Below are 21214 nucleotides of genomic sequence, written 5' to 3'. Positions count from 1 at the left end.
TATTCCAGAGAAGCCTTCATACGGAGGTGGAAGGTGCGGCAATGCTGCCACCTTCGGAATCAACAGTTTTTCTTCTATTCACCCCCCGCCGAGCGGCGGGCCAACAGAGAGGATTTCAAGATGAGCAATCAATTCAAGGGCAAGAAGCTGCTGGTCGTCGGCGGCACCAGCGGCATGGGCATGCAGATCGCACGCACCGTGCTGGCCGACGGCGGCAGCGTCGTCATCGTGGGCAACCGTCCGGAGAAGACCGAAGAAGCGCGCAAGGAGCTTGCTGCGCTGGGTCAAGTCTGGGCACTGACCTCAGACCTGACCAATGACGAGGCCGTGGCTTCGCTGATCAAGACCTTGGACGAGCAGCACGCGGACATCGACTTGCTGGTCAATGCCGCTGGCGTGTTCTTCCCCAAGCCGTTCCTGGAGCATTCGGGCGCGGACTACGACCAGTACATGCAACTGAACAAAGCCACCTTCTTCATCACGCAGAAGGTGGCCGCCAATCTGGTTGCCAAGAACCGCCCGGGCGCGATTGTGAACATCGGTTCGATGTGGGGCAAGCAGGCAATCGCGGCCACGCCGTCCTCGGCGTACTCCATGGCCAAGGCCGGCCTGCATTCTCTGACCCAGCATCTGGCCATGGAACTGGCCGGCAAGAACATCCGTGTCAACGCGGTGTCGCCTGCCGTGGTGCAGACCCCGATCTACGAAGGCTTCATTCCCAAGGCCGAAGTTCACAGCGCGTTGCAAGGGTTCAACAGCTTTCACCCGATCGGCCGCGTAGGCACGCCGCAGGATGTGGCGGAAGTGGTCGCCTTCCTGCTATCGGACAAGGCGGGCTGGGTCACCGGCGCCGTTTGGGATGTCGATGGCGGCGTGATGGCTGGCCGCAACTGATGTATCTCGTGCAGGCTCCGATGCCAGGAGCCTCTTACTAAAACCTCCGCTGGGCGTAGTCAACGCCCGGCGCCAACTTCCTTACAGAGAGAACCACCATGATGCAAGACTGGAATGCCTACCGCGACTCCCTACTGGAGCGCGTGGGCGACTACGCCAAACAAAGCCCGGACGTGATGCGCGGCCTGATGACGATCGACAACGCAGCCGTCAAGACCGGCCATCTGGAACCCAAGATGCACGAGTTGATCGCACTGGCGGTGGCCATCACCACCCGCTGCGACGGCTGCATCTCCGTGCACACCAAGAAGGCGGTAGAACACGGTGCCACCTTCGAAGAAATCACCGAAGCCCTGGGTGTTGCCATCGCGTTGAACGCGGGTGCTGCGCTGACCTACTCGGCACGTGTTGTCGAGGCCTACCAGCAACTGCCCGCCAAATAAGCCGTATTGACCGGGGATGGCTGCCATCGCCTGGACGAGCCATGCCGCTGTCCCCCGTTTGGATAAACATCATGCTGATCAATGCTGATTTCACCCGTCGCGCCATCGTGACATCCGGCAATTACCAATGGGTCGCATCTCCCCAAGGAGGCGTCGAGCGGGTGATGCTGGATCGCGTGGGCGCGGAGAAGGCCCGTGCCACCAGCATCGTGCGGTATGCACCCGAATCCTACTTTCCCGCGCACCCGCATCCGGGTGGCGAGGAAATCCTGGTGCTGTCAGGAACCTTCTCCGAAGGAGACCGACATTACCCGGCAGGCTGGTATCTGCGCAACCCGCCCGGCTCCAGCCATCAGCCCTACAGTGCCGAGGGCGCAGTCATTTTCGTCAAGCTCCAGCAGATGCCGGATAACGAGACGCGCAGCGTCCGCATTGACACGCGAGACTTGGCCAATTGGCGCCGCGAAGGTGCGCGTGAGGTGTGCCCGTTGTTCGCGACTGAGGGCGAGCAGGTCAGCTTGCAGCGCCTGGAGCCAGGCGAAAAGATTCTCGAAGCATCGCAGGACGGTGCGGAAATCCTGGTCGTATCAGGCACCGTGATGCTGGAGGGGACGCGCTACGAGGGAGGCAGTTGGCTGCGACTGCCGGCAGGTGAACCTGCTGTGCCTCGTGCTGGCGATCAAGGTGCCACTGTGTACCTCAAGACGGGCCATTTGTCCGATGTGGTGGTAGCAGCATGAGCCCGCATACCGCACGCATCGTCATCGTCGGCGCTGGCTTGAGCGGCCTGTACGCAGCCTATCTGCTGGCACGCCAAGGCGTGACCGATTACGTGGTGCTGGAAGCACGGGAGGCATCTGGTGGGCGTATCGCCTCTGCCGACGCCTCGGGACAGGTCGTTTCCCACGGAGCAGCGCAAGTAAGCCCCGTTGACCGTTTCGATCTTGGCCCCGCCTGGTTCTGGCCCGGCTACCAACGCGAACTCGGACGCCTGATCGAAGAATTGAGCCTGGAAATCTTCGAGCAGTTCGAGGCCGGTGACATGGTGGTCGAGCGTTCGCCGCAGGACGCTCCCGTGCGCATGCGTGGCTATGTGAACTCGCCGGCGTCCATGCGCCTTAAGGGTGGAATGGGCCGCCTTATCGAAGCGCTGCACCGCAGATTGAATCCAGGCCGTGTCCTGACCGGCCATACGGTGCAGAGCCTGCGCAAAAACGATCACCATGTTGTCGTCGAAAGCGTCGATGCCACGGGTCGTCCCGTGACGTGGCACGCCGAGCACGTCCTGCTGGCGCTGCCGCCTCGTCTGATCGAAAACACCATTGCCTTCGAGCCAGCGTTGCCGGAGGCACTCGCCAAGCAATGGCGCGACACGGCCACGTGGATGGCGCCGCACGCCAAGTACATCGCAATCTATGACAGCCCGTTCTGGCGAGAACAGGGGTTATCGGGAGAGGGCCGCAGTGCACGCGGGCCGATGGGTGAGATCCATGATGCCTCCATGCCCGGCGGCAGCGCAGCGCTGTTTGGTTTCCTGGGTGTGCCGGCGCGCGTGCGCAGCACCGTTTCTGACGAGGTGATGCGCACGCATTGCCGTGAGCAGTTCGTCCGAATGTTTGGACCCGACGCGGCGACGCCCAAGGCCGACATCATTAAGGACTGGGCACAAGACCCGCGCACCGCCACGGCAATGGATCGCGATGCGACGGGCCAGCATGCTCAGGCACCTGCGTCCAAAGCCACCTCAGGACCGTGGCAAGGGTGCCTCACGGGCATCGCCAGCGAGTGGTCGCCGCAGTTTCCGGGCTATCTCGCCGGCGCCATCGAAGCAGCAAGTCTGGGTGTGCAGGCACTGACGCCGGGGGTATCCCGTGCTGCATTGAACAAGGAGTTGACATGAGACTGCAAGGCAAGACGGCACTGATCACCGGTGCCACCAGCGGCATTGGTCTGGCGACTGCCGAACTGTTCCTGCGAGAAGGTGCGCAGGTCGCGATCACCGGGCGCGATGCCGCGCGGCTGGAACAGGCCCGCAAGAACCTGGGCGGTGCGGTCACGGCCATCCAGGCAGACGTTCGTGCGCGCGAGGACATGCAGCGCATGGCCCGCGAGGTTGCCGCTGCTTTTGGTGAGGGCGGTCTGGACGTGTTCTTTGGCAATGCCGGCGTGGCGTACGCCACACCGCTGCTGAGCACCGACGAGGCCCGGTTCGATGAACTGATGGCCGTCAACGTCAAGGGGCTGTTCTTCTCCATGCAGGCCATCGCGCCTGTGCTGCGTGATGGCGCATCCGTGGTGTTGAACTCGGCCTGGCTGAATGCCGTCGGCATGGGCGGATTCTCCGCTCTGGCCGCAAGCAAGTCGGCTGTTCGCTCGTTTGCGCGCTCGTGGTCGTGCGAACTGCTGGATCGCAAGATCCGCGTCAATGCCGTGAGCCCCGGTGCCATCGACACGCCGATCTTCGAGCTGGAAGGTGTTAGTGCCGAGCAGCTTGTCGAGACCAAACGGCTGATGTCGCTGCGCATTCCTGCGCGCCGCATGGGCGATCCGGAGGAAATCGCGCAGGCCGTGCTGTTCCTGGCCAGTGACGAGTCGCGCTACATGCTGGGTGCGGAGATCGTCGTGGATGGCGGTTTCTCGCAGCTTTGAACTATTAGACCAAGAGGCGGATGGAGCCTGCCAGTTGATGGATCCCATGGGGGTACTGGCGTGTCCGCTCAGTGTGGTCGTTGAGGCATTGAACCGCCTCGCATCCGCATTGGGCTGAAGCATTTTTCTATTCACCATTTTTAGGAGCGGCAGATATGCAAACGACATACCGTGCCATGCAAGTCACCCAGCCAGGCTTTCTGGAACTGGTGGAACGTCCCACGCCAACACCAGGCGCGGGTGAAGTGTTGATTGAAGTTGATGCCTGCGGCATCTGTGGCGCCGACGTGGGCGACATCGAAGGTGCCGATCCGACGTTGCAGCCGCCTCGTGTACCCGGTCACGAGGTAGTGGGCCGGATCACCGCGCTTGGAGCACATGTGCCTTCCATCTGGAAAATCGGCCAGCGTGTCGGTGTTGGCCGACTGGGTGGGCCTTGCGGGGAGTGCGCGCAATGTCGCCAGGGACATTTTCAACTATGCCAGAACCAGCCCTTCGTCGGCGCCACCTGCGACGGCGGCTACGCCGAGGTCATGCTTGCTCGGGCGTCCGGCCTGGTGTCGATTCCCGACGAACTCCATGCGGAAGAAGCTGCTCCGATTCTTTGTGCGGGGATCGCCACGTTCAATGCCTTGAAGAAGTGCGGGGCGCAGGCCGGCGATACCGTCGCCATTCTGGGCATTGGTGGGCTGGGCCACATGGCGTTGCAATATGCGCGTCGCATGGGTTTTCGCGTAGTGGCCGTAGGACGAGGCAGTGACATCGCCAACGATGCGCTCGATCTGGGCGCACACCTCTACATCGACACCAACGAAGAGGATGCGGCGGCCAAGCTCAAAGCCATGGGAGGCGCGCAGGCCATCATCACCACGATTGGCGCTCCTGCCGTGGTCTCCCCGCTGATGGCCGGGCTGGCGCCACAAGGCCGCCTAGTGCTACTTGGCGCAGGGAAAGATCCATTACCTGTGTCTGCGGGCCACCTAATTGTGGGAGAGCGCAGCGTACTGGGCTCAATCACCGGATCGCCCTGGGAGAACGAAAAAACGCTGGATTTCAGCGTGCTGGCGGGGGTACGCCCCAAGATCGAAGTGATGCCATTCGAGCAGGCCAATGAAGCCTATCAGCGCATGAAGTCAGGCAACGTCAAGTTCCGGATGGTGCTGACTGTTGGTGGCCAACGCAGCACCGAGATCGCATGAAGAATACGTCCCCCCATACTGATCCGCACCTGTCACCTAGCAGCAACTCCCATGACTTGCTGCCTGAAAGCGTGCAGAGAGGAAACATCTGGCGACTGTCGATTGCTCAAGCATTGGCGGGCGCGAATGGAGTCGTGGTCTACGCCACAGGCGCAGTGGTTGGCAACCAGCTTGCTCCGGCCCCTGCGCTCGCCACATTACCCATTTCCATCTTCGTTGTAGGTATGGCGGCGTGCATCTTTCCAGTCGGTGCACTGGCACGTCACCATGGGAGGCGCTCAGCATTCCTGGCTGGCACAGCGGCTGGCGTACTTGCAGGCGTGCTGGCGGTATTCGCTGTCATCCTGGGATCGTTCTGGTTGTTTTGCCTCAGCACTTTCCTGGGCGGGAGCTACGCTGCGGTGGTGCTGTCGTTTCGCTTTGCTGCTGCCGACGGCGTTGCACCGTCTCGCCGTGCGCGAGCCTTATCGCTCGTCATGGCCGGAGGAGTCGCTGCCGGCGTCGTCGGGCCGCAATTGGTGACCTGGACGATGGATTGGTGGCCACCACATCTTTTTGCTGCCACGTTTGTTGTGCAGGCCGCTGTCGCGGCGCTTTCGGCGTTGATCCTGCTTGGCGTGAAACTGCCGAAGCCAGATGCGGCAGAAGTCTCGGGTGGGCGGCCATTGACAATGATCGCATTGCAGCCCCGTTTCATCGCCGCGGTCATATGCGGCGCGGTCACTTACATGCTCATGAACTTCCTGATGACCGCAGCGCCGCTGGCAATGCATCTGTGCGGGCATTCTCAGGCGTCAGCCAACCTGGGTTTGCAATGGCACGTTATTGCCATGTATGCCCCCAGCTTCTTTACCGGTCATCTCATTGCGCGCTTTGGTGCGGTGCGTATAGCAGCGGTAGGCCTCGTGCTGACAGGGCTGTCGGCGGCTGTCGGGTTGGGCGGGATGGAAGAGGCCCATTTCCTTAGCTCTCTGATCTTGTTGGGGTTGGGGTGGAATTTCGGATTTCTCGGCGCGTCGGCACTGGTACTGGAGTGCCACCGCCCAGAAGAAAAAACACGAGTGCAATCGCTCAATGATTTCATCGTCTTCGGTGTGATGGCCATCGGCTCCTTTTCGTCCGGCGGCCTACTGTCCGCCTACGGCTGGAATATGGTGCTCTGGGTGTCTTTTGTGCCGCTTGTAATTGCAGTCGTTTCGCTAACGGTGGCAATGCACAAGCAAAGAAGAAATATTCGCGCTCTGCAATAACCTAAAAACAGGAAGGGGACAGATATGGAGACAAGGCAAACTAAGAGCGAAATGAACTCGGCAGGGGGAAGGATATCTTTGATCCCCATTGTCCTGCTAACTTGCTTTGCAATGGTGGCTTTCGCTGCTAACTCTCTACTAACTCGGCTGGCTTTCCAAACGACAGCCATCGACGCAACCTCTTTCACCGTGATAAGGATCGTTTCAGGTGCGATCACGCTGCTGGCAATCTTAATATTGCAGAGAGCGCCATTGAGGCTTGCCAGATCGGGATGGTGGCCAGCCATTCTACTGTTTACTTATGCAGCTTCATTCTCCTTTGCATATCGAGATATAAGTACCGGTGCCGGTGCGTTGGTATTGTTTGCATCAGCACAGTTATTGATGATCGGGTATGGATATTACAAGGGAGAACGAACCAGTATTTTTGGGGTGCTTCTAGCTTTGGTCGGTCTAGCAGCTTTTCTTACCCCCTCGGCCTCTGCGCCGTCACTCTCTGCTACGGCGTTGATGGCAGTGGCAGGTTTTGCTTGGGGAGGGTTTTCGCTGATCGGGCGGTCAGCGGACTCGCCTGTAGCTAGTACCGCGAGCAGTTTTCTGTGGGCAGTGCCGTTAGCCTTCGGGTTGATGTGGCTTCAACATGAGCACCTGAGCTTCGATACCAAAGGAGCCGTTTACGCCTTGCTGTCCGGCACCCTTGCATCGGCCATCGGGTACGCAGTCTGGTACTGGGTGCGTGTGCGTATGACGGCCATCAGCGCTGGCGCAGTACAACTTTCAGTACCCGTTCTGAGTGCCATCCTTGGTGTATTGATTCTGAGTGAAAACATCTCATGGATGAGTGGGATTTCGGCATCCATCACATTGATTGGCGTGGCTTGGGTCACGATGAAAGCGACGGCTGGGCAGCAGAGTAACGTCGTCACACAGGATTAAGAAACATCTTTTTTAGTTGATTTAACAAAGGCTTTAAAAATGGGATCAGCGGAGAGGAGAATATGGAACTTCGGCATTTGCGCTGCTTCCTTGCTGTAGCGGAGGAACTTCATTTCGCCCGAGCGGCAGAGCGCTTACATATCGAGCAGTCGCCACTGTCTCGGACGATAAAAGAGCTGGAAGAGGAACTGGGCGAGCAACTATTTGTTCGCACTAGCCGAAGCACGAGACTGACGCGTGCAGGAAAACTATTCATGGATCATGTGCCACGCGTCTTTACTGCATTGCAGCAAGCGCGCGACAGTGTAAAGGCGGCGGCCAACGGTTTTCATGGTCAATTGCGCGTTTCGCTATCCGATGGTTTGACTCCATCTCGCCTTCCATCGCTGCTGGCGCTATGTCGGCAAGAAGAGCCAGAAATCGAGATTCGCCTGTTTGAGGTGCCGCTGTCGCATCAAATCAAGGGGCTTCACGATGATTTGTACGACTTAGGCTTTGCGCAATCGAATGACGTGGGCGAAGGAATCACTGCTGAAGCAGTGTGGAGCGATGCACTGATGGTGGCGGTACCCGCGAGGCATCCGTTACTGAAGTACAAGCGCATCCCATTAGAAGAGTTACTGCGTTACCCGGTGGTGTTGTGTGACCCTCAAGTCTGCGAAGGCCATGCCCGCCAAGTTGAGCGAGCATTGCGTCGAGCAAATATTGAGCCACTGATCGCTGAGTACGTGGCCTCCATTGATTTAATGATGGCACTGGTATCAGCAGGGTTTGCAATAGGGTTGGCAGGAGCTCCTCACGTTGCCGCAAGTCGAGAACCTGGTGTAGTTGCGCGGCCATTGGCAGGTCGCCCTCTTTTGTTGAAGACTTATTTGCTGCACCGGGAAGGTGACTCGTCAGATGTCGTGGCGCGTTTTATCGAGCGAGTGCAAGCCATCGAATCCCCCGAAGGCAGCAGAGCCTCACCACCCGTTGAACCCGACTCACAGGAGGAAACCGAGCCATGACCATGAAGCTGCTTGCCCCGTTCTTGCTGGTTGCTGCACTCACGGCCTGCGGTCCTTCGGAGTCGCCCAAGCAGGAATCTAATCTCCCGACCGTGGAAGAACTGGCCGCCGATCCCGAACGTTTGAAGGAGATGCGCCGCCAGTGCAAGACCGAGCGCCCCACGATGGGCGACGTGCTGTGCAACCGCGTGGCCGAAGCGACGAACAAGCGCTTCTTTGGCGATGGGAAAGTGCCTTACACGCCATCGGAAACGTCGCCGAAGTTCTGACCGTTGGCGGATTTCCGCATATCCTGTTTTTGTTTCTCAACACGCCGCAGCGCGCTCACGCCTGCGGCGTTTTTACTGGTTTCGTCCCTGCATGAAACCATGCTTTTTGCATCACCTTGCTGCCGATAACGGTCTTTGACTGGCACTGAACCGGCACCGATCCTGACGCCTGCGGCACGCCTTTGTGCCGCGTTTTCCACGGGGAATCAGCGCAGGAGAAATCGGAGGCCAGGGTATGCAAGCTCAGGGCGTGTTGTTCGGTCAGATCGCCGCCGTGTTCGGCATCGTGATCGCCGGCGTGTGGGGTGCCACGCAATGGACAGCCGCCGCATTGGGCTACCAGCTACGCCTGGGCTCGCCCTGGTTCGACTTCCACGGCACGCCGGTCTATTACCCGTGGAAACTGTTCGAGTGGTGGTTCTTCTTCGACGCCTACGCGCCGCAGGTGTTCGACACCGGCGGCATGATCGCGGCAAGCAGTGGCCTGTTGGCCGTGGCGGTCGCCATCGCCATGTCGGTGTGGCGCTCGCGCCAGGCGCGCAAGGTGACGACCTATGGCTCGGCTCGCTGGGCCGATGCCGCCGACATTCGCAAGGCTGGGCTGACGCAGCCTGCTGGTGTCTTTCTCGGCCAACATGACGGCCACTACCTGCGGCACGAAGGGCCGGAACACGTCCTGACCTTTGCGCCGACGCGCTCAGGCAAGGGTGTGGGCCTGGTGGTGCCGACATTGTTGAGTTGGCCCGCGTCCGCTGTCATCCACGACATCAAGGGCGAGAACTGGCAGATCACCGCTGGCTGGCGTTCGCGCTTCTCGCACTGCCTGCTGTTCAACCCCACTGATGCCAGTTCAGCGGCCTACAACCCGCTGCTGGAAGTGCGGCGCGGCGCGCATGAGGTGCGCGACGTGCAGAACATCGCCGACATCCTGGTCGATCCAGAAGGCGCGCTGGAGAAGCGCAACCATTGGGAGAAGACCAGTCACGCGCTGCTGGTCGGCGCGATCCTGCATGTGCTCTACGCGGGCGAAGACAAGACGCTACGGGGCGTTGCCAACTTCCTCAGCGACCCGGCCAGCCCGTTCGAGCTGACCTTGCATCGGATGATGACGACCAAGCACCTGGGTGATGCCCAGCATCCCGTCGTTGCATCCGCTGCCCGCGAAGTGCTCAACAAGTCGGACAACGAGCGCTCGGGCGTGCTCTCCACCGCCATGTCGTTCCTCGGCCTGTACCGAGATCCCACGGTGGCCGCAGTCACGTCGCGCTGCGACTGGCGCATCGCTGACCTGATCGCAGCAGAGCATCCGGTATCGCTGTATCTGGTAGTGCCGCCTTCCGACATCTCGCGCACCAAGCCGCTGATCCGGCTGATCCTCAACCAGATCGGGCGACGGCTCACCGAATCGCTGGATGGCAGTGACGGCATCCAACGCCGCCACAAGCTGTTGTTGATGCTGGACGAGTTCCCGGCGCTGGGGCGGCTGGACTTCTTCGAGACGGCGCTGGCCTTCATGGCGGGCTATGGCATCCGCAGCTTCCTGATCGCCCAGTCGCTCAACCAGATCGACAAGGCGTATGGGCAGAACCATTCGATTCTGGACAACTGCCATGTGCGCGTGACCTTCGCCACCAACGACGAACGCACGGCCAAACGCATTTCCGAAACATTGGGCACGGCCACTGAGTTGCGCGCCCAGCGCAACTACGCAGGCCACCGGCTTGCACCGTGGCTCGGCCATCTGATGGTGTCGCGCCAAGAAACCGCACGTCCGCTGCTGACGCCAGGCGAAGTAATGCAGTTGCCGACTGATGAAGCGGTGGTGATGGTGTCCAGCGTCGCGCCGATCAAGGCGAAGAAGCTGCGCTACTTCGCCGACGCCAATTTCAAGCAACGGGTGTTGCCGCCGCCTGCGGTGACGGTTGGCCGCTATGCCGATGTGCCGCCTGCACGACCTGACGACTGGAGCGGCCTGGCCATACCTGTGGTTCCTGCGGCACCGGCTACGGCGTCCGCCGATGACCTGGAGGCCTTGGGTTCGACCGACGACGGCGGCCCACGCCGCCAGCCCGAACTGTCCGAAGCCATTGCCTATGCCCCCGAGATGGATACCCCGACCAGTGACCTGTCGCTGCTCGATGACGACGACATGCCCCCGGTGCTTCCCGGCCAGCTCGACCCCGCCATGCAGCGCACGGCGCGGCTGGCATCCCTCGACCCTAACGACGGAATCGACCTATGAGCCAATACCGATTGAACCTGTTCATCCAGCACGAGCACGCCAAGCGTCTGGACGAACTGGCCGCCAAGAAAGGCGTATCCAAGTCCAGCATCGTCGCCGCTGCCTTGGCGTCCTGGCTGTCGCTCGATGCCGGCGACCAGCGCGAGGCCGCCATTGCCAAGCGTCTGGATCGCCTGTCGCGGCAAGCCGAGCGTCTGGAGCGTGACCAGAACATCCAGATCGAAACGCTGGCGCTGTTTATCCGCTACTACCTGACCGTCAGCACGCCGGTGCCCGAAGCCCATCAGGATGCAGCTCGCGCCCAGGGCAAGGCGCGCTTCGAGCAGTTCGTCGAACAGTTGGGCCGCCACCTGCTGCGTGGCCGCAGCCTGGTGCGGGACGTGGTGGAAGAACTGCATCCAGACCCCATGCGGATGGACGACGCGGCGGTGCTGACCGAAGCCCATGAACGTGCTGCGGAGCGTGCCTCATGAGCGCCGTTCAGCAGATGCCGCCCGAACCGCGTTCGTCGGCCGCGACTTCGCTGGATCGCCGCATCCAGATGCTGCGCACGGCGATGGGGCCGGTGATCGCCGCAGCGCTGGAAGACCCGGACGTGGTGGAAGTGATGCTTAACCCCGACCGGACGCTGTGGGTGGATCGGCTGTCGTCTGGCCGTGCGCCGCTGGGCATCGAACTGCCCGAAGCCGATGGCGAACGCATCATCCGTCTGGTCGCCGCTCACGTTGGTGCGGAGGTACATCGCGGCCAACCGCTCTTGACCGCCGAACTGCCGGAGACCGGCGAGCGCTTCGAGGGCATCCTGCCGCCCGCCGCACCCGGCCCGGCCTTTGCGCTGCGCAAGCGGGCCGTGAGCATCATCGGTCTAGATCGCTATGTGGCCGATGGCATCCTGACCGCTGGGCAGGCCGAGTTTCTGCGTCATGCCGTGCGCGAGCGGCACAACATCCTGATCGCCGGAGGCACCAGCACCGGCAAGACCACGCTGGCCAATGCCTTGCTGGCCGAGATCGCCGCCACCGGCGACCGCGTGCTGGTGCTCGAAGACACCATCGAACTGCAATGCGCGGCCCGTGACCATGTGCCATTGCGCACCCGCGCAGGCGTGGTGTCGATGCAGGAACTGGTGCGCGCAACGATGCGGCTGCGCCCGGATCGCGTGATCGTCGGCGAAGTGCGCGGCGGCGAAGCGCTGGATCTGGTGAAGGTCTGGGGCACCGGCCACCCCGGTGGCATCGCCACCATCCATGCCGGCTCCGCGTTGGGCGCGCTGCTGCGCCTGGAGCAACTGATCCTCGAAGTGGCGGTGAATCCGCCCCGCGCCCTGATCGCCGAGGCGGTCAACGTCGTCATCCACATCGCAGGCCGTGGCCGCAAGCGCCACGTCGAAACCATTTCCCGTGTCGTCGGTTTCGACGGCGCGGGCTACCGCCTGGCGGATGCGCTGGAAACGTCGTTTCCCGAGCTGCCGCCTGTTCCTTCCCAGTCCCTCGACCAATCCTCTGGAGAACTGCCATGACGCACGTTGATGCTTTCCATCTTTCTGTAAATCCGCTTTCTCGCCTGTCCAGCCTGGCACGGCTGCGCAGCCTGGCCCGCCCTGCGGGGCAAGGGCTGCTGCTGGCCGCGCTGTTGTTGTTCCTGGCCGGAACCGCACAGGCCGCCGGTTCCTCGATGCCGTGGGAAGGCCCGCTGCAATCCATCCTCGAATCCATCCAGGGGCCGGTGGCCCGTATCGTCGCGGTCATCATCATTATTGCGACGGGCTTGGCGCTGGCCTTCGGCGATACCAGTGGCGGCTTTCGCAAGCTGATCCAGATCGTCTTCGGGTTGAGCATTGCCTTTGCGGCTTCGAGCTTCTTCCTGTCGTTCTTCAGTTTCTCCGGCGGGGCCGTCGTATGAGCACGGCCACCGATCTTCCGGGCTTTGAAGTGCCGCTGCATCGCTCGCTGACCGAGCCGATCCTGCTGGGCGGTGCGCCGCGCACCGTGGCGATTGCCAACGGCACGCTGGCCGCCGCCGTCGGGCTGGGCCTGCAACTGTGGATTCCCGGCGTGGTGCTGTGGATTGTCGGCCATTCGCTGGCGGTGTGGGGTGCGCGCGTCGATCCGCAGTTCATGCAGGTCTTCGCCCGGCACATCAAGCACAAGCCGCTGCTGGACGCATAGGGAGAAGCCGACATGCTGAACCTTGCCGAATACCGCCAGCGGCCCGCGCTGCTGGCCGACTGGCTGCCCTGGGCCGGGCTGATCGGGCCGGGCGTCGTCTTGAACAAGGATGGCTCGTTCCAGCGCACGGCGCGTTTTCGTGGGCCGGATCTGGACAGCGCCACGCAAGGCGAGCTGATCGCCACGTCGGCGCGCCTGAACAACGCACTGCGCCGCCTGGGATCGGGCTGGGCCTTGTTCATTGAAGCCGAGCGCCGCGCTGCGGCGGGCTATCCGCGTTCCGACTTCCCCGAGCCGCTGTCCTGGCTGGTGGAGGAAGAACGCCGCGCAGCCTTCGAGGAATCCGGCCATCACTACGAGAGCGCCTATCACCTCACGCTGGCTTATCTGCCACCAGAAGAATCCCGCGCCCGCGCCGCCAAGATGCTCTATGAGAACGCGCCGGGCGATGGCGTGGACTGGCAGGGTCGGCTGGAAGCCTTCGTGGCTGAAACGGATCGCGTCTTCGACTTGCTCGACGGCGTGATGCCGGAGATTGCCTGGCTCGATGACAGCCAGACACTGACTTACCTGCACACCACGGTGTCCACGCGGCGCTATCTCGTCGGTGTGCCCGACGTGCCGTTCCATATCGACGCGCTGCTGACCGATTCCGCGCTGGTCGGTGGCCTGGCACCCATGCTGGGCGACCAGCACCTGCGCGTGGTATCGGTGCGGGGTTTTCCGACCTCAACCTGGCCGGGGATTCTGGACGATCTCAACCGTCTGGGCTTCGGCTATCGCTGGAGCACGCGCTTTCTGTGCCTGGACAAAGCCGAGGCGGAAAGAGAGCTGGGCCGACTGCGCCGTCAATGGTTCGCCAAGCGCAAGAATGTCGTCGCGCTGTTGCGTGAAACGATCTTCCAACAGGAAAGCCCGCTGGTCGATACCGACGCCAACAACAAGGCCGCCGATGCCGATGCCGCCCTGCAGGAGCTGGGCAGCGATCAGGTGTCTTTCGGCTACCTGACGGCCACCGTCACCGTCATGGATGCCGATGCCGCCGTGGCCGACGAGAAACTGCGCATGGTCGAGCGCGTCATCCAGGGCCGGGGCTTCGTCACTATCCCCGAGACCTTGAATGCGGTGGATGCCTGGCTGTCATCCATTCCCGGCAATGCCTACGCCAACGTGCGCCAGCCCATCGTCTCGACGCTGAACCTGGCACACATGATGCCGTTGTCTGCTGTGTGGGCCGGGCCGGAGAAGAACGCGCATCTGGATGACCCACCGCTGATCGTCACCCGCACCGATGGCGCGACACCGTTCCGGCTGGTGACGCACATTGGCGACGTGGGCCACACGCTGGTCGCCGGGCCGACCGGCATGGGCAAGTCGGTGCTCCTGGCTACGCTGGCGATGCAGTTTCGCCGCTATCCCGGCTCGCGCATCTTTGCCTTCGATATGGGCCGCTCCATGCGCGCCACCATCCTGGGCCTGGGCGGCGAGCATTACGACCTAGGCAACGACGGGGCGATTGCGTTCCAGCCATTGGCCCGCATCGACCAGGAGGGCTACCGCACCTGGGCCGCCGAATGGGTGGAAGGCCGCCTGCTGCATGAAGGTGTGGCCATCGGCCCGGACGAGAAGGCAGCGATCTGGTCGGCACTCGGCAGCCTTTCGGGTGCGCCAGTGGAGCAGCGCACGATAACGGGCCTATCGGTGCTGCTGCAATCCAACGCACTGCGCCAGGCTCTCGCGCCCTATGTGCTGGGCGGTGCCCACGGCAAGCTGCTAGACGCCGATGCCGACCGGCTGGGTTACAGCAGCGTGCAGTGCTTCGAAATGGAAGAGCTAATGCACAGCAAGGCGGCGGTGCTGGCCGTGCTGGGTTACCTGTTCGCCCGCTTCGATGAACGCTTCGACGGCGCGCCCACGCTGCTGATCCTCGATGAAGCCTGGCTGTTCCTTGATGACCCGGTGTTCGCCGCGCGCATCCGGCAATGGCTCAAGACACTGCGCAAGAAGAACGTCAGCGTCATCTTCGCCACGCAGTCGCTGGCCGACATCAAGGATTCGAGCATTGCCCCGGCAGTGATCGAAAGCTGTGCCAGCCGCATCTTCCTGCCCAACCCGCAGGCGACCGAGCCGCAGATCCGCACGATCTACGAAGGCTTCGGCCTCAACAGCCGCCAGATCGAGATCGTGGCGACCGCGCAGCCCAAGCGTGACTATTACTACCAATCGCGCCTGGGCAATCGCCTGTTCGACCTTGATCTGGGGCCAGCCACGCTGGCTTTCGCCGGGGCATCCACGCCGCAAGACCAGCGCGACATGGATCGCGTGCTTCTGGACGCAGGCACTCCGGGCTTTTCCGGTGCCTGGCTGCGCCATCGCGGTCTCGATTGGGCCGCTGACCTGCTGCCGTCCTCACCGGCAGCAGCGTCCTTCCTCGCTTCTCAACCCCTGGAGGTTTCACCATGAAAACCCAACCCCGTTTGCTGTCTGTCTCGCTCGCTGCTGTGCTGTCGGTATCGCTGCTGGCCTTACAGCCTGCGTCCGCGCTGACGGTGTTCGATCCGTCGAACTTCGTGCAGAACACGCTGACCGCCGTGCGCACGCTGGAGCAGATCAACAACCAGATCAAGCAGCTTCAGAACGAAGCGCAGATGCTGATGAACCAGGCGCGCAATCTGGCGAAGCTGGACTTCAACATCGTCAATCGCCTGCGCTCGACGCTGGCGACCACCGAGCGGCTGATCGCCGAGGCTCGCGGCCTGGCCTACGACGTGCAGAGCATGGATGCCACCTTCGCCCGGCTGTACCCGGAGCAGTACGCCGCGACCGTCAGCGGCGACCAGATGCTGCGCGACGCGCAGGAGCGCTGGAAGAACACGCTGAACGGCCTGCACACCGCGATGCGGATGCAGGCGCAGGTGTCGCAGAGCCTGGCGCAAGACGAAAGCGCACTGTCCGATCTGGTCAGCCAGAGTCAGTCCGCCACCGGCGCGCTGCAAGCCATGCAGGCGACCAACCAGCTTCTGGCCTTGCAGGCCAAGCAGTCCATCCAAGCGCAGCAACTCCAGATCACGCAGGAACGCGCCGCCGCGCTGGAACTGGCACGCCAAGCAGCGGCTGTCGAACGTGGCCGTGAAGTGACGCGCCGGTTCCTGGGCGATGGCACGCCCTACACGCCGCAGCGCGTGGATTTCTACGGCAACTGACGGGAGACGGCCATGCGATGCCTTGCCCTCCTGCTGCCCGTGCTGCTGGTCGCTTGCAGCCAGCAGCCGACCGAAGACCTGGCCGCTGCCCTGGCCGCCGATCCCGTGCGGCTCAAGGCTTTGCGTGCGCAGTGTGCAGCCGACCGGACGACGGCAGGCGAAGACGCCTGCCTAGCCGCGGCTGAAGCCTTCCGGCGGCGCTTCTTCGCCGGTGAAACCGGGCCTGACGAGTTCCGCACGCTGGCCGATCTGCCGCCGATCCCGCCGAGCTTCGACACGCCCTCCAGTAACCAGGACGCCATGCCCTTCGATAGGGACGTGCCATGAACGACGTGACAGTGATCGACCGCTTTCTCGCTACCTTCTCGCGCTACATCGACTCGGGCTTCGGGCTGCTGCAGGGCGAAGTGGCATTCCTGACCGCCACGCTGATCGTCATCGACATGACGATTGCCGGGTTGTACTGGGCGATGAGCCACGCCACCGGCCAGGGCGATGACGTGATCGCCAAGTTGCTGCGCAAGGTGCTCTACGTCGGTGCCTTCGCGTACATCATCAACAACTTCAACTGGCTGGCCAGCATCGTCTTCCGCTCGTTCGCGGGCCTGGGCCTGACAGCCAGCGGCTCGACGATGAGCATGGGCGAATTCCTACAACCGGGACGCCTGGCCAAGACCGGCATCGACGCAGCGGCCCCCATTCTTGAGCAGATCAGCGACATGGCGGGCTTCCCCGAGGTGTTCGTGAACATGACGCCCATCGTGGTCATGTTCCTGGCTTGGGCGGTGGTGATCCTGTGCTTCTTTGTGCTGGCGATCCAGCTTTTCATCACGCTGATCGAGTTCAAGCTGACCACGCTCGCGGGCTTCGTGTTGGTGCCGTTCGCGCTGTGGAACAAGACCAGCTTTCTTGCCGAAAAGGTGCTGGGCAACGTGGTGTCGTCGGGCATCAAGGTATTGGTGCTGGCCGTCATCGTCGGCATCGGCTCGGGCCTGTTCGCCGAGTTCCAGGTACATCCCGCCGAGCCGTCCATCGACCATGCGGTGGTCATCATGCTGGCCTCGCTCACGCTGCTGGCCTTGGGGATCTTCGGCCCTGGCATTGCCACCGGGCTCGTATCCGGCGCACCGCAGTTGGGTGCCGGGGCGATGGCCGGTGCTGCTGTGGGTGCCGCAGGCGCGGCGGTTGCCGTGGGTGCTGCGGCCACCGGCGTGGGCGGTGCCGTGATGGCCGGGGCGCGGATGGCACCGGCTGCCGCCAAGCTCGCCGGGGCTGGCGCGCGGGCCGCGACCTCGGCGGCTGGCAGCGCGAAGTCGGCTTTCCAGGCCGGTTCTGCCGCTGCGGGCGGCGGGGCCAAGGGTGCGATGGCAGGGCTAGGCAGTGTCGCCAAGGGCGGCGCACAGGCGGCAGGCCAACGCGCCGGTGCAGGCATCAAAGCGGCGGCAGCCAAGGCGGCCGCGCCATTCAAAGCAGGCTGGCAAGGCTCCGGCACCGATAGTAGTTCTGGCGGTGGCGCTGCCAGCTCCGGGCAGGCCAGCACAGGCGACACGGCCAATGCGCAGAAGCAGGAACAACCGGGCTGGGCCAAGCGCCTGCAACGCCGCCAACGACTCACCCAGGCCACCACCACGGCCGCGCACACGCTGCGCGGTGGCGACGGTGGCGGTTCGGGCCAAGGCCCGAGCCTGCGCCCCGATGAATAACCCGATAGCTGACTTTCAAGGAGAACTCCATGCGATTCAAACGACCGCAGGTGCGCTATGCCGATACGCCGCAGCCTGCCACCCCGTATCAAGCTGCTGCCCAGGTCTGGGACGAGCGCATCGGCTCGGCCCGCGTGCAGGCCAAGAATTGGCGGCTGATGGCCTTCGGCTGCCTGGTGCTCGCATTGCTGATGGCCGGCGGCCTGGTGTGGCGCTCGGCCCAATCCATCGTCACGCCCTATGTCATCGAGGTCGATCAGTCCGGCCAGGTGCGCACCGTGGGCGAAGCGGCCACGCCGTATCGGCCCACCGATGCGCAGACGGCACACCACATCGCGCGCTTCGTGACGCTGGTGCGCTCGCTGTCCATCGACCCGATCGTTGTGCGCCAGAACTGGCTCGATGCCTACGACTACACCACCGACCGGGGCGCGGCGGTGCTCAACGACTATGCGCGGGTGAATGACCCGTTCGCCCGTATTGGCAAGGAGTCGGTGACGGTGCAGATCACCAGCGTGGTTCGCGCCAGTGATGCGTCGTTCAACGTGCGCTGGACGGAACGCCGCTACGTCAATGGCGCGGCGGCCGGGCTGGAGCGATGGACGGCGGTGGTGTCCATCGTGCAGCAGACCCCGCGCACCGAAGAACGCCTGCGCCGCAACCCGCTGGGCATCTACGTCAATGGCTTGTCGTGGAGCCGTGAACTGGATTCTTCTGAAGGAGCCAAACCATGAATGCACATTTCCGTAAAACTGCATTGCCGGTGATCCTGCTGGCATCGACTGTCCTGTTTGCGGGCTGTGCCACGCAGGGCAAACCGCCGCCGATGATCTCGCTCGATGAGCCGGTGCAGGCTCAGCCATTGCCCGAGCCGCCCAAGCCCATCGAAGTGGTGGCAGTGCCCGAACCCTTGGCGCTGCCAGCGCAGTTGAAGCCGCTGCCGGACGTCGATGTGGCCCCGGCGGCACCGGAGCCTGCCGACGAGAAGGTGCGCGTTTCTCGTGCCAACGCCGAGGCACGCATCGCACCGACCCGCGAGGGCTACGTCAATGCGATCCAGGTCTGGCCCTTCACCGATGGCGCGCTGTACCAGGTCTATGCGTCCGTGGGTCGCGTGACGGTGATTGCGCTCCAGCCCGGCGAGGAACTGGTGACGGTCGCTGCGGGCGATACCGTGCGCTGGATCGTCGGAGACACCTCCAGCGGCAGCGGGGCCGATCTGCGCGTCAATGTGCTGGTCAAACCCATCCGTTCCAGCTTGAAGACCAATCTGGTCATTACCACCAGCCGCAGGACGTACCTGCTGGAACTGACTTCGACCGACAAGGCATGGATGGCGTCGGTGTCCTGGGACTATCCGAAAGACCGGATGCTGGCCTTGCAACGCCAGGCACAGGCGGCCAGCGCCGCCGCGCCGGTCGATACTGGCCTGTCGCTGGAGAAGATCCGTTTCCGCTACGCGGTGTCGGGCGGCAATCCGCCGTGGAAGCCGCTGCGCGCCTTCGACGATGGCGAGAAGGTCTATATCCAGTTCCCGGCAGGCATCGCCCAGGGCGAGCTGCCGCCGCTGTTCGTCATCGGCACACAGGGCGACGGGCAACTGGTGAACTATCGCTTCCGCTCGCCGTACTACATCGTGGATCGCCTGTTCGGTGCAGCAGAACTGCGCCTGGGCGGCGATGGCGGCGACGTGGTGCGTATCGAGCGCACCGATGGCGTGGCGCGGAGGAACTGACCATGAGCCAGGATGACACTCCCGACCTCGCCGCTCCGCCGGCGGGCAAGGTGGCGCCCGAGGCTGTGGCGCTGCGTGCCCAGCCGCGTCCGGTCACGCGCCTGAACCGGCGCACGCTGGCCATCCTCGCGGGCGGCCTGTCGGTCGCCGTGCTTGGGGCCACGATCTGGTCGCTGCAACCGCATCGGCGCGGTACGGGCGAGCAAACCGAGCTTTACAACGTCGATCGCGTCTCGAAGTCCGAAGGGCTGGATGCGCTACCGACGGACTACTCGAAGCTGCCGCCAGCCTTGCCGCACGATGTACCCGAGCTGGGGCCGCCGCTGCCGGGCGACCTCGGCCCGGTCATCGTGAAGTCGCAGCAGCCGGTGACAGCCGCCTACGCGGCTCCCGGCCACGACCCGAACGATGCGCTGCGCAAGGAAGCCGAAGCTGCCGCAGCATCGTCCGTGTTCTTCCGCTCGGGTGCGCAGGCGGCCGCGCCGGTCGCGCAGTCGCAGGCCGCCACCGCGCCGGGCTTCGCCGCCAATGCGGCGTTCGACCCGATGGCCGCCGGGCCGGCCTCGACGGCGGCCCAGCCTGCCGATCCGACCGCCGTGCAGAACCGGCAAGACCAGAAGGAGGCTTTCCTGAAAGGCGGCTCTACGGAAACCCGCAATTCCGGCAACCTGACCCTGCCGGCTTCGCCGTATCAGGTCATGGCCGGAACGGTGGTTGCCGGAGCGCTGGTGACGGGCATCAAGTCGGACTTGCCCGGCGACGTGATCGCCACTGTGACAGAGCCGGTCTATGACACGGCCACCGGGCGTTTCCTGCTGATCCCGCAGGGTTCGCGCATCCTGGGCAAATACAACAGCCAGGTCAGTTACGGGCAGAGCCGCGTTCAAGTCGTCTGGAATCGGATCATTCTGCCGGACACGTCTTCGTTGACGCTCGACAATCTGGCCGGCGCAGATCCGGCCGGCTATGCCGGCCTGGAAGACGATGTGGACTACCACTGGGGCCGCATCTTTGCCGGTGCGGCGCTGACGACCCTGCTGGGCGTCGGCGCCGAACTGGCCGCGCCGGAGAATCGACAAGATGGCGATCGCGTCATCATCGCCGGGCGTGACAGTTTGCAGGACACGGTGAATCAAATCGGCCAGGAAGTGACCCGGCGCAACCTCAACATCCAGCCCACCTTGACCCAACGGCCCGGCCTGCCGGTGCGGATCATCGTCAACCGCGACTTGGTGTTGCGGCCGTACCAGCCGCTGTTCTTCAATCGGGGGACTTCACGATGAGCACAACCAAGAAGCTGCGGCTGGGGCCGCTGCCCAAGACCGAAAGCGTCAAGCTCACCTTTGCCTGCCCGGCCAGTCTTAAAACCGACCTCGACCGCTACGCCGCGCTGCACGCGCAGGCGTATGGCGAGGCAGTCGATGCGGCGACGCTGATCCCGCACATGCTGGAAGCGTTCATGGCGGGGGATCGGGGATTCAGAAAAGGAGGGGCAGGCAAGGCCGCCCCGCCGAAG

The 21214-nt window shown here is 63.2% G+C and carries 23 protein-coding genes; all 23 read left to right on the top strand.

Annotated features, from left to right (window positions below):
• The first annotated feature begins 120 nt into the window (after nt 1-120).
• On the top strand, nt 121-894 hold the full coding sequence (locus tag K206_RS0114470; RefSeq protein WP_020203121.1) for an SDR family NAD(P)-dependent oxidoreductase: 774 nt from the start codon (nt 121-123) through the stop codon (nt 892-894).
• A 98-nt stretch (nt 895-992) separates the two neighbouring features.
• A complete protein-coding gene (locus K206_RS0114465) occupies nt 993-1337 on the top strand; it encodes a carboxymuconolactone decarboxylase family protein (RefSeq protein ID WP_020203120.1) in 345 nt (114 codons plus the stop codon).
• A gap of 71 nt (nt 1338-1408) precedes the next feature.
• On the top strand, nt 1409-2077 hold the full coding sequence (locus K206_RS0114460; RefSeq protein ID WP_029043634.1) for a cupin domain-containing protein: 669 nt from the start codon (nt 1409-1411) through the stop codon (nt 2075-2077).
• On the top strand, nt 2074-3237 hold the full coding sequence (locus tag K206_RS0114455; RefSeq protein ID WP_020203118.1) for an FAD-dependent oxidoreductase: 1164 nt from the start codon (nt 2074-2076) through the stop codon (nt 3235-3237). Before K206_RS0114460 ends, K206_RS0114455 begins: the two co-directional genes overlap by 4 nt.
• Nucleotides 3234-3986 (top strand): SDR family oxidoreductase, encoded by a 753-nt coding sequence (locus K206_RS0114450; RefSeq protein ID WP_020203117.1) that lies wholly within the window; start codon nt 3234-3236, stop codon nt 3984-3986. The genes K206_RS0114455 and K206_RS0114450 overlap by 4 nt, the downstream gene beginning before the upstream one ends.
• A 155-nt stretch (nt 3987-4141) precedes the next feature.
• Nucleotides 4142-5185 (top strand): alcohol dehydrogenase, encoded by a 1044-nt coding sequence (locus K206_RS0114445; RefSeq protein WP_029043633.1) that lies wholly within the window; start codon nt 4142-4144, stop codon nt 5183-5185.
• Nucleotides 5182-6435 (top strand): MFS transporter, encoded by a 1254-nt coding sequence (locus tag K206_RS0114440; protein WP_052165877.1) that lies wholly within the window; start codon nt 5182-5184, stop codon nt 6433-6435. The genes K206_RS0114445 and K206_RS0114440 overlap by 4 nt, the downstream gene beginning before the upstream one ends.
• Nucleotides 6436-6459: 24 nt before the next feature.
• A complete protein-coding gene (locus K206_RS41565; RefSeq protein WP_208630369.1) occupies nt 6460-7371 on the top strand; it encodes a DMT family transporter in 912 nt (303 codons plus the stop codon).
• Between the two features lie 62 nt (nt 7372-7433).
• Nucleotides 7434-8378 (top strand): LysR family transcriptional regulator, encoded by a 945-nt coding sequence (locus tag K206_RS41560; protein ID WP_081651395.1) that lies wholly within the window; start codon nt 7434-7436, stop codon nt 8376-8378.
• Nucleotides 8379-8380: 2 nt separating this feature from the next.
• A complete protein-coding gene (locus K206_RS0114435; protein WP_029043631.1) occupies nt 8381-8647 on the top strand; it encodes an EexN family lipoprotein in 267 nt (88 codons plus the stop codon).
• 235 nt (nt 8648-8882) lie between these two features.
• Nucleotides 8883-10889, top strand: coding sequence for a conjugal transfer protein TraG (locus K206_RS0114430; RefSeq protein WP_020203112.1), 2007 nt, complete (start codon nt 8883-8885; stop codon nt 10887-10889).
• On the top strand, nt 10886-11362 hold the full coding sequence (locus K206_RS0114425) for a ribbon-helix-helix protein, CopG family (protein ID WP_029043630.1): 477 nt from the start codon (nt 10886-10888) through the stop codon (nt 11360-11362). The genes K206_RS0114430 and K206_RS0114425 overlap by 4 nt, the downstream gene beginning before the upstream one ends.
• Complete coding sequence (trbB, locus tag K206_RS0114420) at nt 11359-12408, top strand: P-type conjugative transfer ATPase TrbB (protein ID WP_020203110.1); 1050 nt, start codon at nt 11359-11361, stop codon at nt 12406-12408. The genes K206_RS0114425 and trbB overlap by 4 nt, the downstream gene beginning before the upstream one ends.
• Nucleotides 12405-12791 carry a TrbC/VirB2 family protein gene (locus K206_RS0114415; RefSeq protein WP_020203109.1) on the top strand — a complete coding sequence of 129 codons (387 nt, stop codon included), beginning with the start codon at nt 12405-12407 and terminating at the stop codon, nt 12789-12791. The genes trbB and K206_RS0114415 overlap by 4 nt, the downstream gene beginning before the upstream one ends.
• The gene (locus K206_RS0114410; protein WP_010280369.1) at nt 12788-13057 is read left to right on the top strand and encodes a VirB3 family type IV secretion system protein; all 270 of its coding nucleotides are present in this window, start codon (nt 12788-12790) and stop codon (nt 13055-13057) included. Before K206_RS0114415 ends, K206_RS0114410 begins: the two co-directional genes overlap by 4 nt.
• Nucleotides 13058-13069: 12 nt before the next feature.
• Entirely contained in the window at nt 13070-15520 is a 2451-nt protein-coding gene (gene trbE / locus K206_RS0114405; RefSeq protein ID WP_020203108.1) for a conjugal transfer protein TrbE, read from the top strand.
• Nucleotides 15517-16260, top strand: a complete 744-nt coding sequence (gene trbJ / locus K206_RS0114400) for a P-type conjugative transfer protein TrbJ (protein WP_029043629.1) — start codon at nt 15517-15519, stop codon at nt 16258-16260. Before trbE ends, trbJ begins: the two co-directional genes overlap by 4 nt.
• Before the next feature lie 12 nt (nt 16261-16272).
• A complete protein-coding gene (locus K206_RS0114395) occupies nt 16273-16587 on the top strand; it encodes a hypothetical protein (RefSeq protein WP_020203106.1) in 315 nt (104 codons plus the stop codon).
• Nucleotides 16584-17963, top strand: coding sequence for a P-type conjugative transfer protein TrbL (gene trbL, locus K206_RS0114390; RefSeq protein ID WP_020203105.1), 1380 nt, complete (start codon nt 16584-16586; stop codon nt 17961-17963). The genes K206_RS0114395 and trbL overlap by 4 nt, the downstream gene beginning before the upstream one ends.
• Nucleotides 17964-17992: 29 nt before the next feature.
• Complete coding sequence (gene trbF / locus K206_RS0114385) at nt 17993-18697, top strand: conjugal transfer protein TrbF (protein ID WP_019439181.1); 705 nt, start codon at nt 17993-17995, stop codon at nt 18695-18697.
• Nucleotides 18694-19698: a P-type conjugative transfer protein TrbG gene (gene trbG, locus K206_RS0114380; RefSeq protein ID WP_029043628.1), complete on the top strand. Its 1005-nt coding sequence runs from the start codon at nt 18694-18696 to the stop codon at nt 19696-19698. The genes trbF and trbG overlap by 4 nt, the downstream gene beginning before the upstream one ends.
• 2 nt (nt 19699-19700) lie before the next feature.
• Entirely contained in the window at nt 19701-20981 is a 1281-nt protein-coding gene (locus K206_RS0114375; protein ID WP_020203103.1) for a TrbI/VirB10 family protein, read from the top strand.
• Nucleotides 20978-21214: DUF2274 domain-containing protein (locus tag K206_RS0114370; RefSeq protein ID WP_020203102.1), on the top strand; the 237-nt coding region annotated here is incomplete at its 3' end. The genes K206_RS0114375 and K206_RS0114370, both read left to right, overlap by 4 nt.

The sequence above is a fragment of the Cupriavidus sp. WS genome (assembly GCF_000395345.1).
Taxonomy (GTDB): Bacteria; Pseudomonadota; Gammaproteobacteria; order Burkholderiales; family Burkholderiaceae; genus Cupriavidus; species Cupriavidus basilensis_B.
This window is presented reverse-complemented; position numbering and strand designations above follow the sequence as displayed.

Excerpts from the sequence above, each read along its gene's own strand:
- K206_RS0114455 (WP_020203118.1), top strand. The coding sequence starts at position 2,074 with ATGAGCCCGCATACCGCACGCATCGTCATCGTCGGCGCTGGCTTGAGC.
- K206_RS0114410 (WP_010280369.1), top strand. The coding sequence starts at position 12,788 with ATGAGCACGGCCACCGATCTTCCGGGCTTTGAAGTGCCGCTGCATCGC.
- K206_RS0114470 (WP_020203121.1), top strand. The coding sequence starts at position 121 with ATGAGCAATCAATTCAAGGGCAAGAAGCTGCTGGTCGTCGGCGGCACC.
- K206_RS0114425 (WP_029043630.1), top strand. The coding sequence starts at position 10,886 with ATGAGCCAATACCGATTGAACCTGTTCATCCAGCACGAGCACGCCAAG.
- K206_RS0114435 (WP_029043631.1), top strand. The coding sequence starts at position 8,381 with ATGAAGCTGCTTGCCCCGTTCTTGCTGGTTGCTGCACTCACGGCCTGC.
- trbJ (WP_029043629.1), top strand. The coding sequence starts at position 15,517 with ATGAAAACCCAACCCCGTTTGCTGTCTGTCTCGCTCGCTGCTGTGCTG.
- K206_RS0114450 (WP_020203117.1), top strand. The coding sequence starts at position 3,234 with ATGAGACTGCAAGGCAAGACGGCACTGATCACCGGTGCCACCAGCGGC.
- K206_RS0114375 (WP_020203103.1), top strand. The coding sequence starts at position 19,701 with ATGAGCCAGGATGACACTCCCGACCTCGCCGCTCCGCCGGCGGGCAAG.
- trbB (WP_020203110.1), top strand. The coding sequence starts at position 11,359 with ATGAGCGCCGTTCAGCAGATGCCGCCCGAACCGCGTTCGTCGGCCGCG.
- K206_RS0114415 (WP_020203109.1), top strand. The coding sequence starts at position 12,405 with ATGACGCACGTTGATGCTTTCCATCTTTCTGTAAATCCGCTTTCTCGC.
- K206_RS0114465 (WP_020203120.1), top strand. The coding sequence starts at position 993 with ATGATGCAAGACTGGAATGCCTACCGCGACTCCCTACTGGAGCGCGTG.
- trbL (WP_020203105.1), top strand. The coding sequence starts at position 16,584 with ATGAACGACGTGACAGTGATCGACCGCTTTCTCGCTACCTTCTCGCGC.
- K206_RS41565 (WP_208630369.1), top strand. The coding sequence starts at position 6,460 with ATGGAGACAAGGCAAACTAAGAGCGAAATGAACTCGGCAGGGGGAAGG.
- K206_RS0114440 (WP_052165877.1), top strand. The coding sequence starts at position 5,182 with ATGAAGAATACGTCCCCCCATACTGATCCGCACCTGTCACCTAGCAGC.
- K206_RS0114395 (WP_020203106.1), top strand. The coding sequence starts at position 16,273 with ATGCGATGCCTTGCCCTCCTGCTGCCCGTGCTGCTGGTCGCTTGCAGC.
- trbE (WP_020203108.1), top strand. The coding sequence starts at position 13,070 with ATGCTGAACCTTGCCGAATACCGCCAGCGGCCCGCGCTGCTGGCCGAC.
- K206_RS0114460 (WP_029043634.1), top strand. The coding sequence starts at position 1,409 with ATGCTGATCAATGCTGATTTCACCCGTCGCGCCATCGTGACATCCGGC.
- K206_RS0114430 (WP_020203112.1), top strand. The coding sequence starts at position 8,883 with ATGCAAGCTCAGGGCGTGTTGTTCGGTCAGATCGCCGCCGTGTTCGGC.
- trbF (WP_019439181.1), top strand. The coding sequence starts at position 17,993 with ATGCGATTCAAACGACCGCAGGTGCGCTATGCCGATACGCCGCAGCCT.
- K206_RS41560 (WP_081651395.1), top strand. The coding sequence starts at position 7,434 with ATGGAACTTCGGCATTTGCGCTGCTTCCTTGCTGTAGCGGAGGAACTT.
- K206_RS0114445 (WP_029043633.1), top strand. The coding sequence starts at position 4,142 with ATGCAAACGACATACCGTGCCATGCAAGTCACCCAGCCAGGCTTTCTG.
- trbG (WP_029043628.1), top strand. The coding sequence starts at position 18,694 with ATGAATGCACATTTCCGTAAAACTGCATTGCCGGTGATCCTGCTGGCA.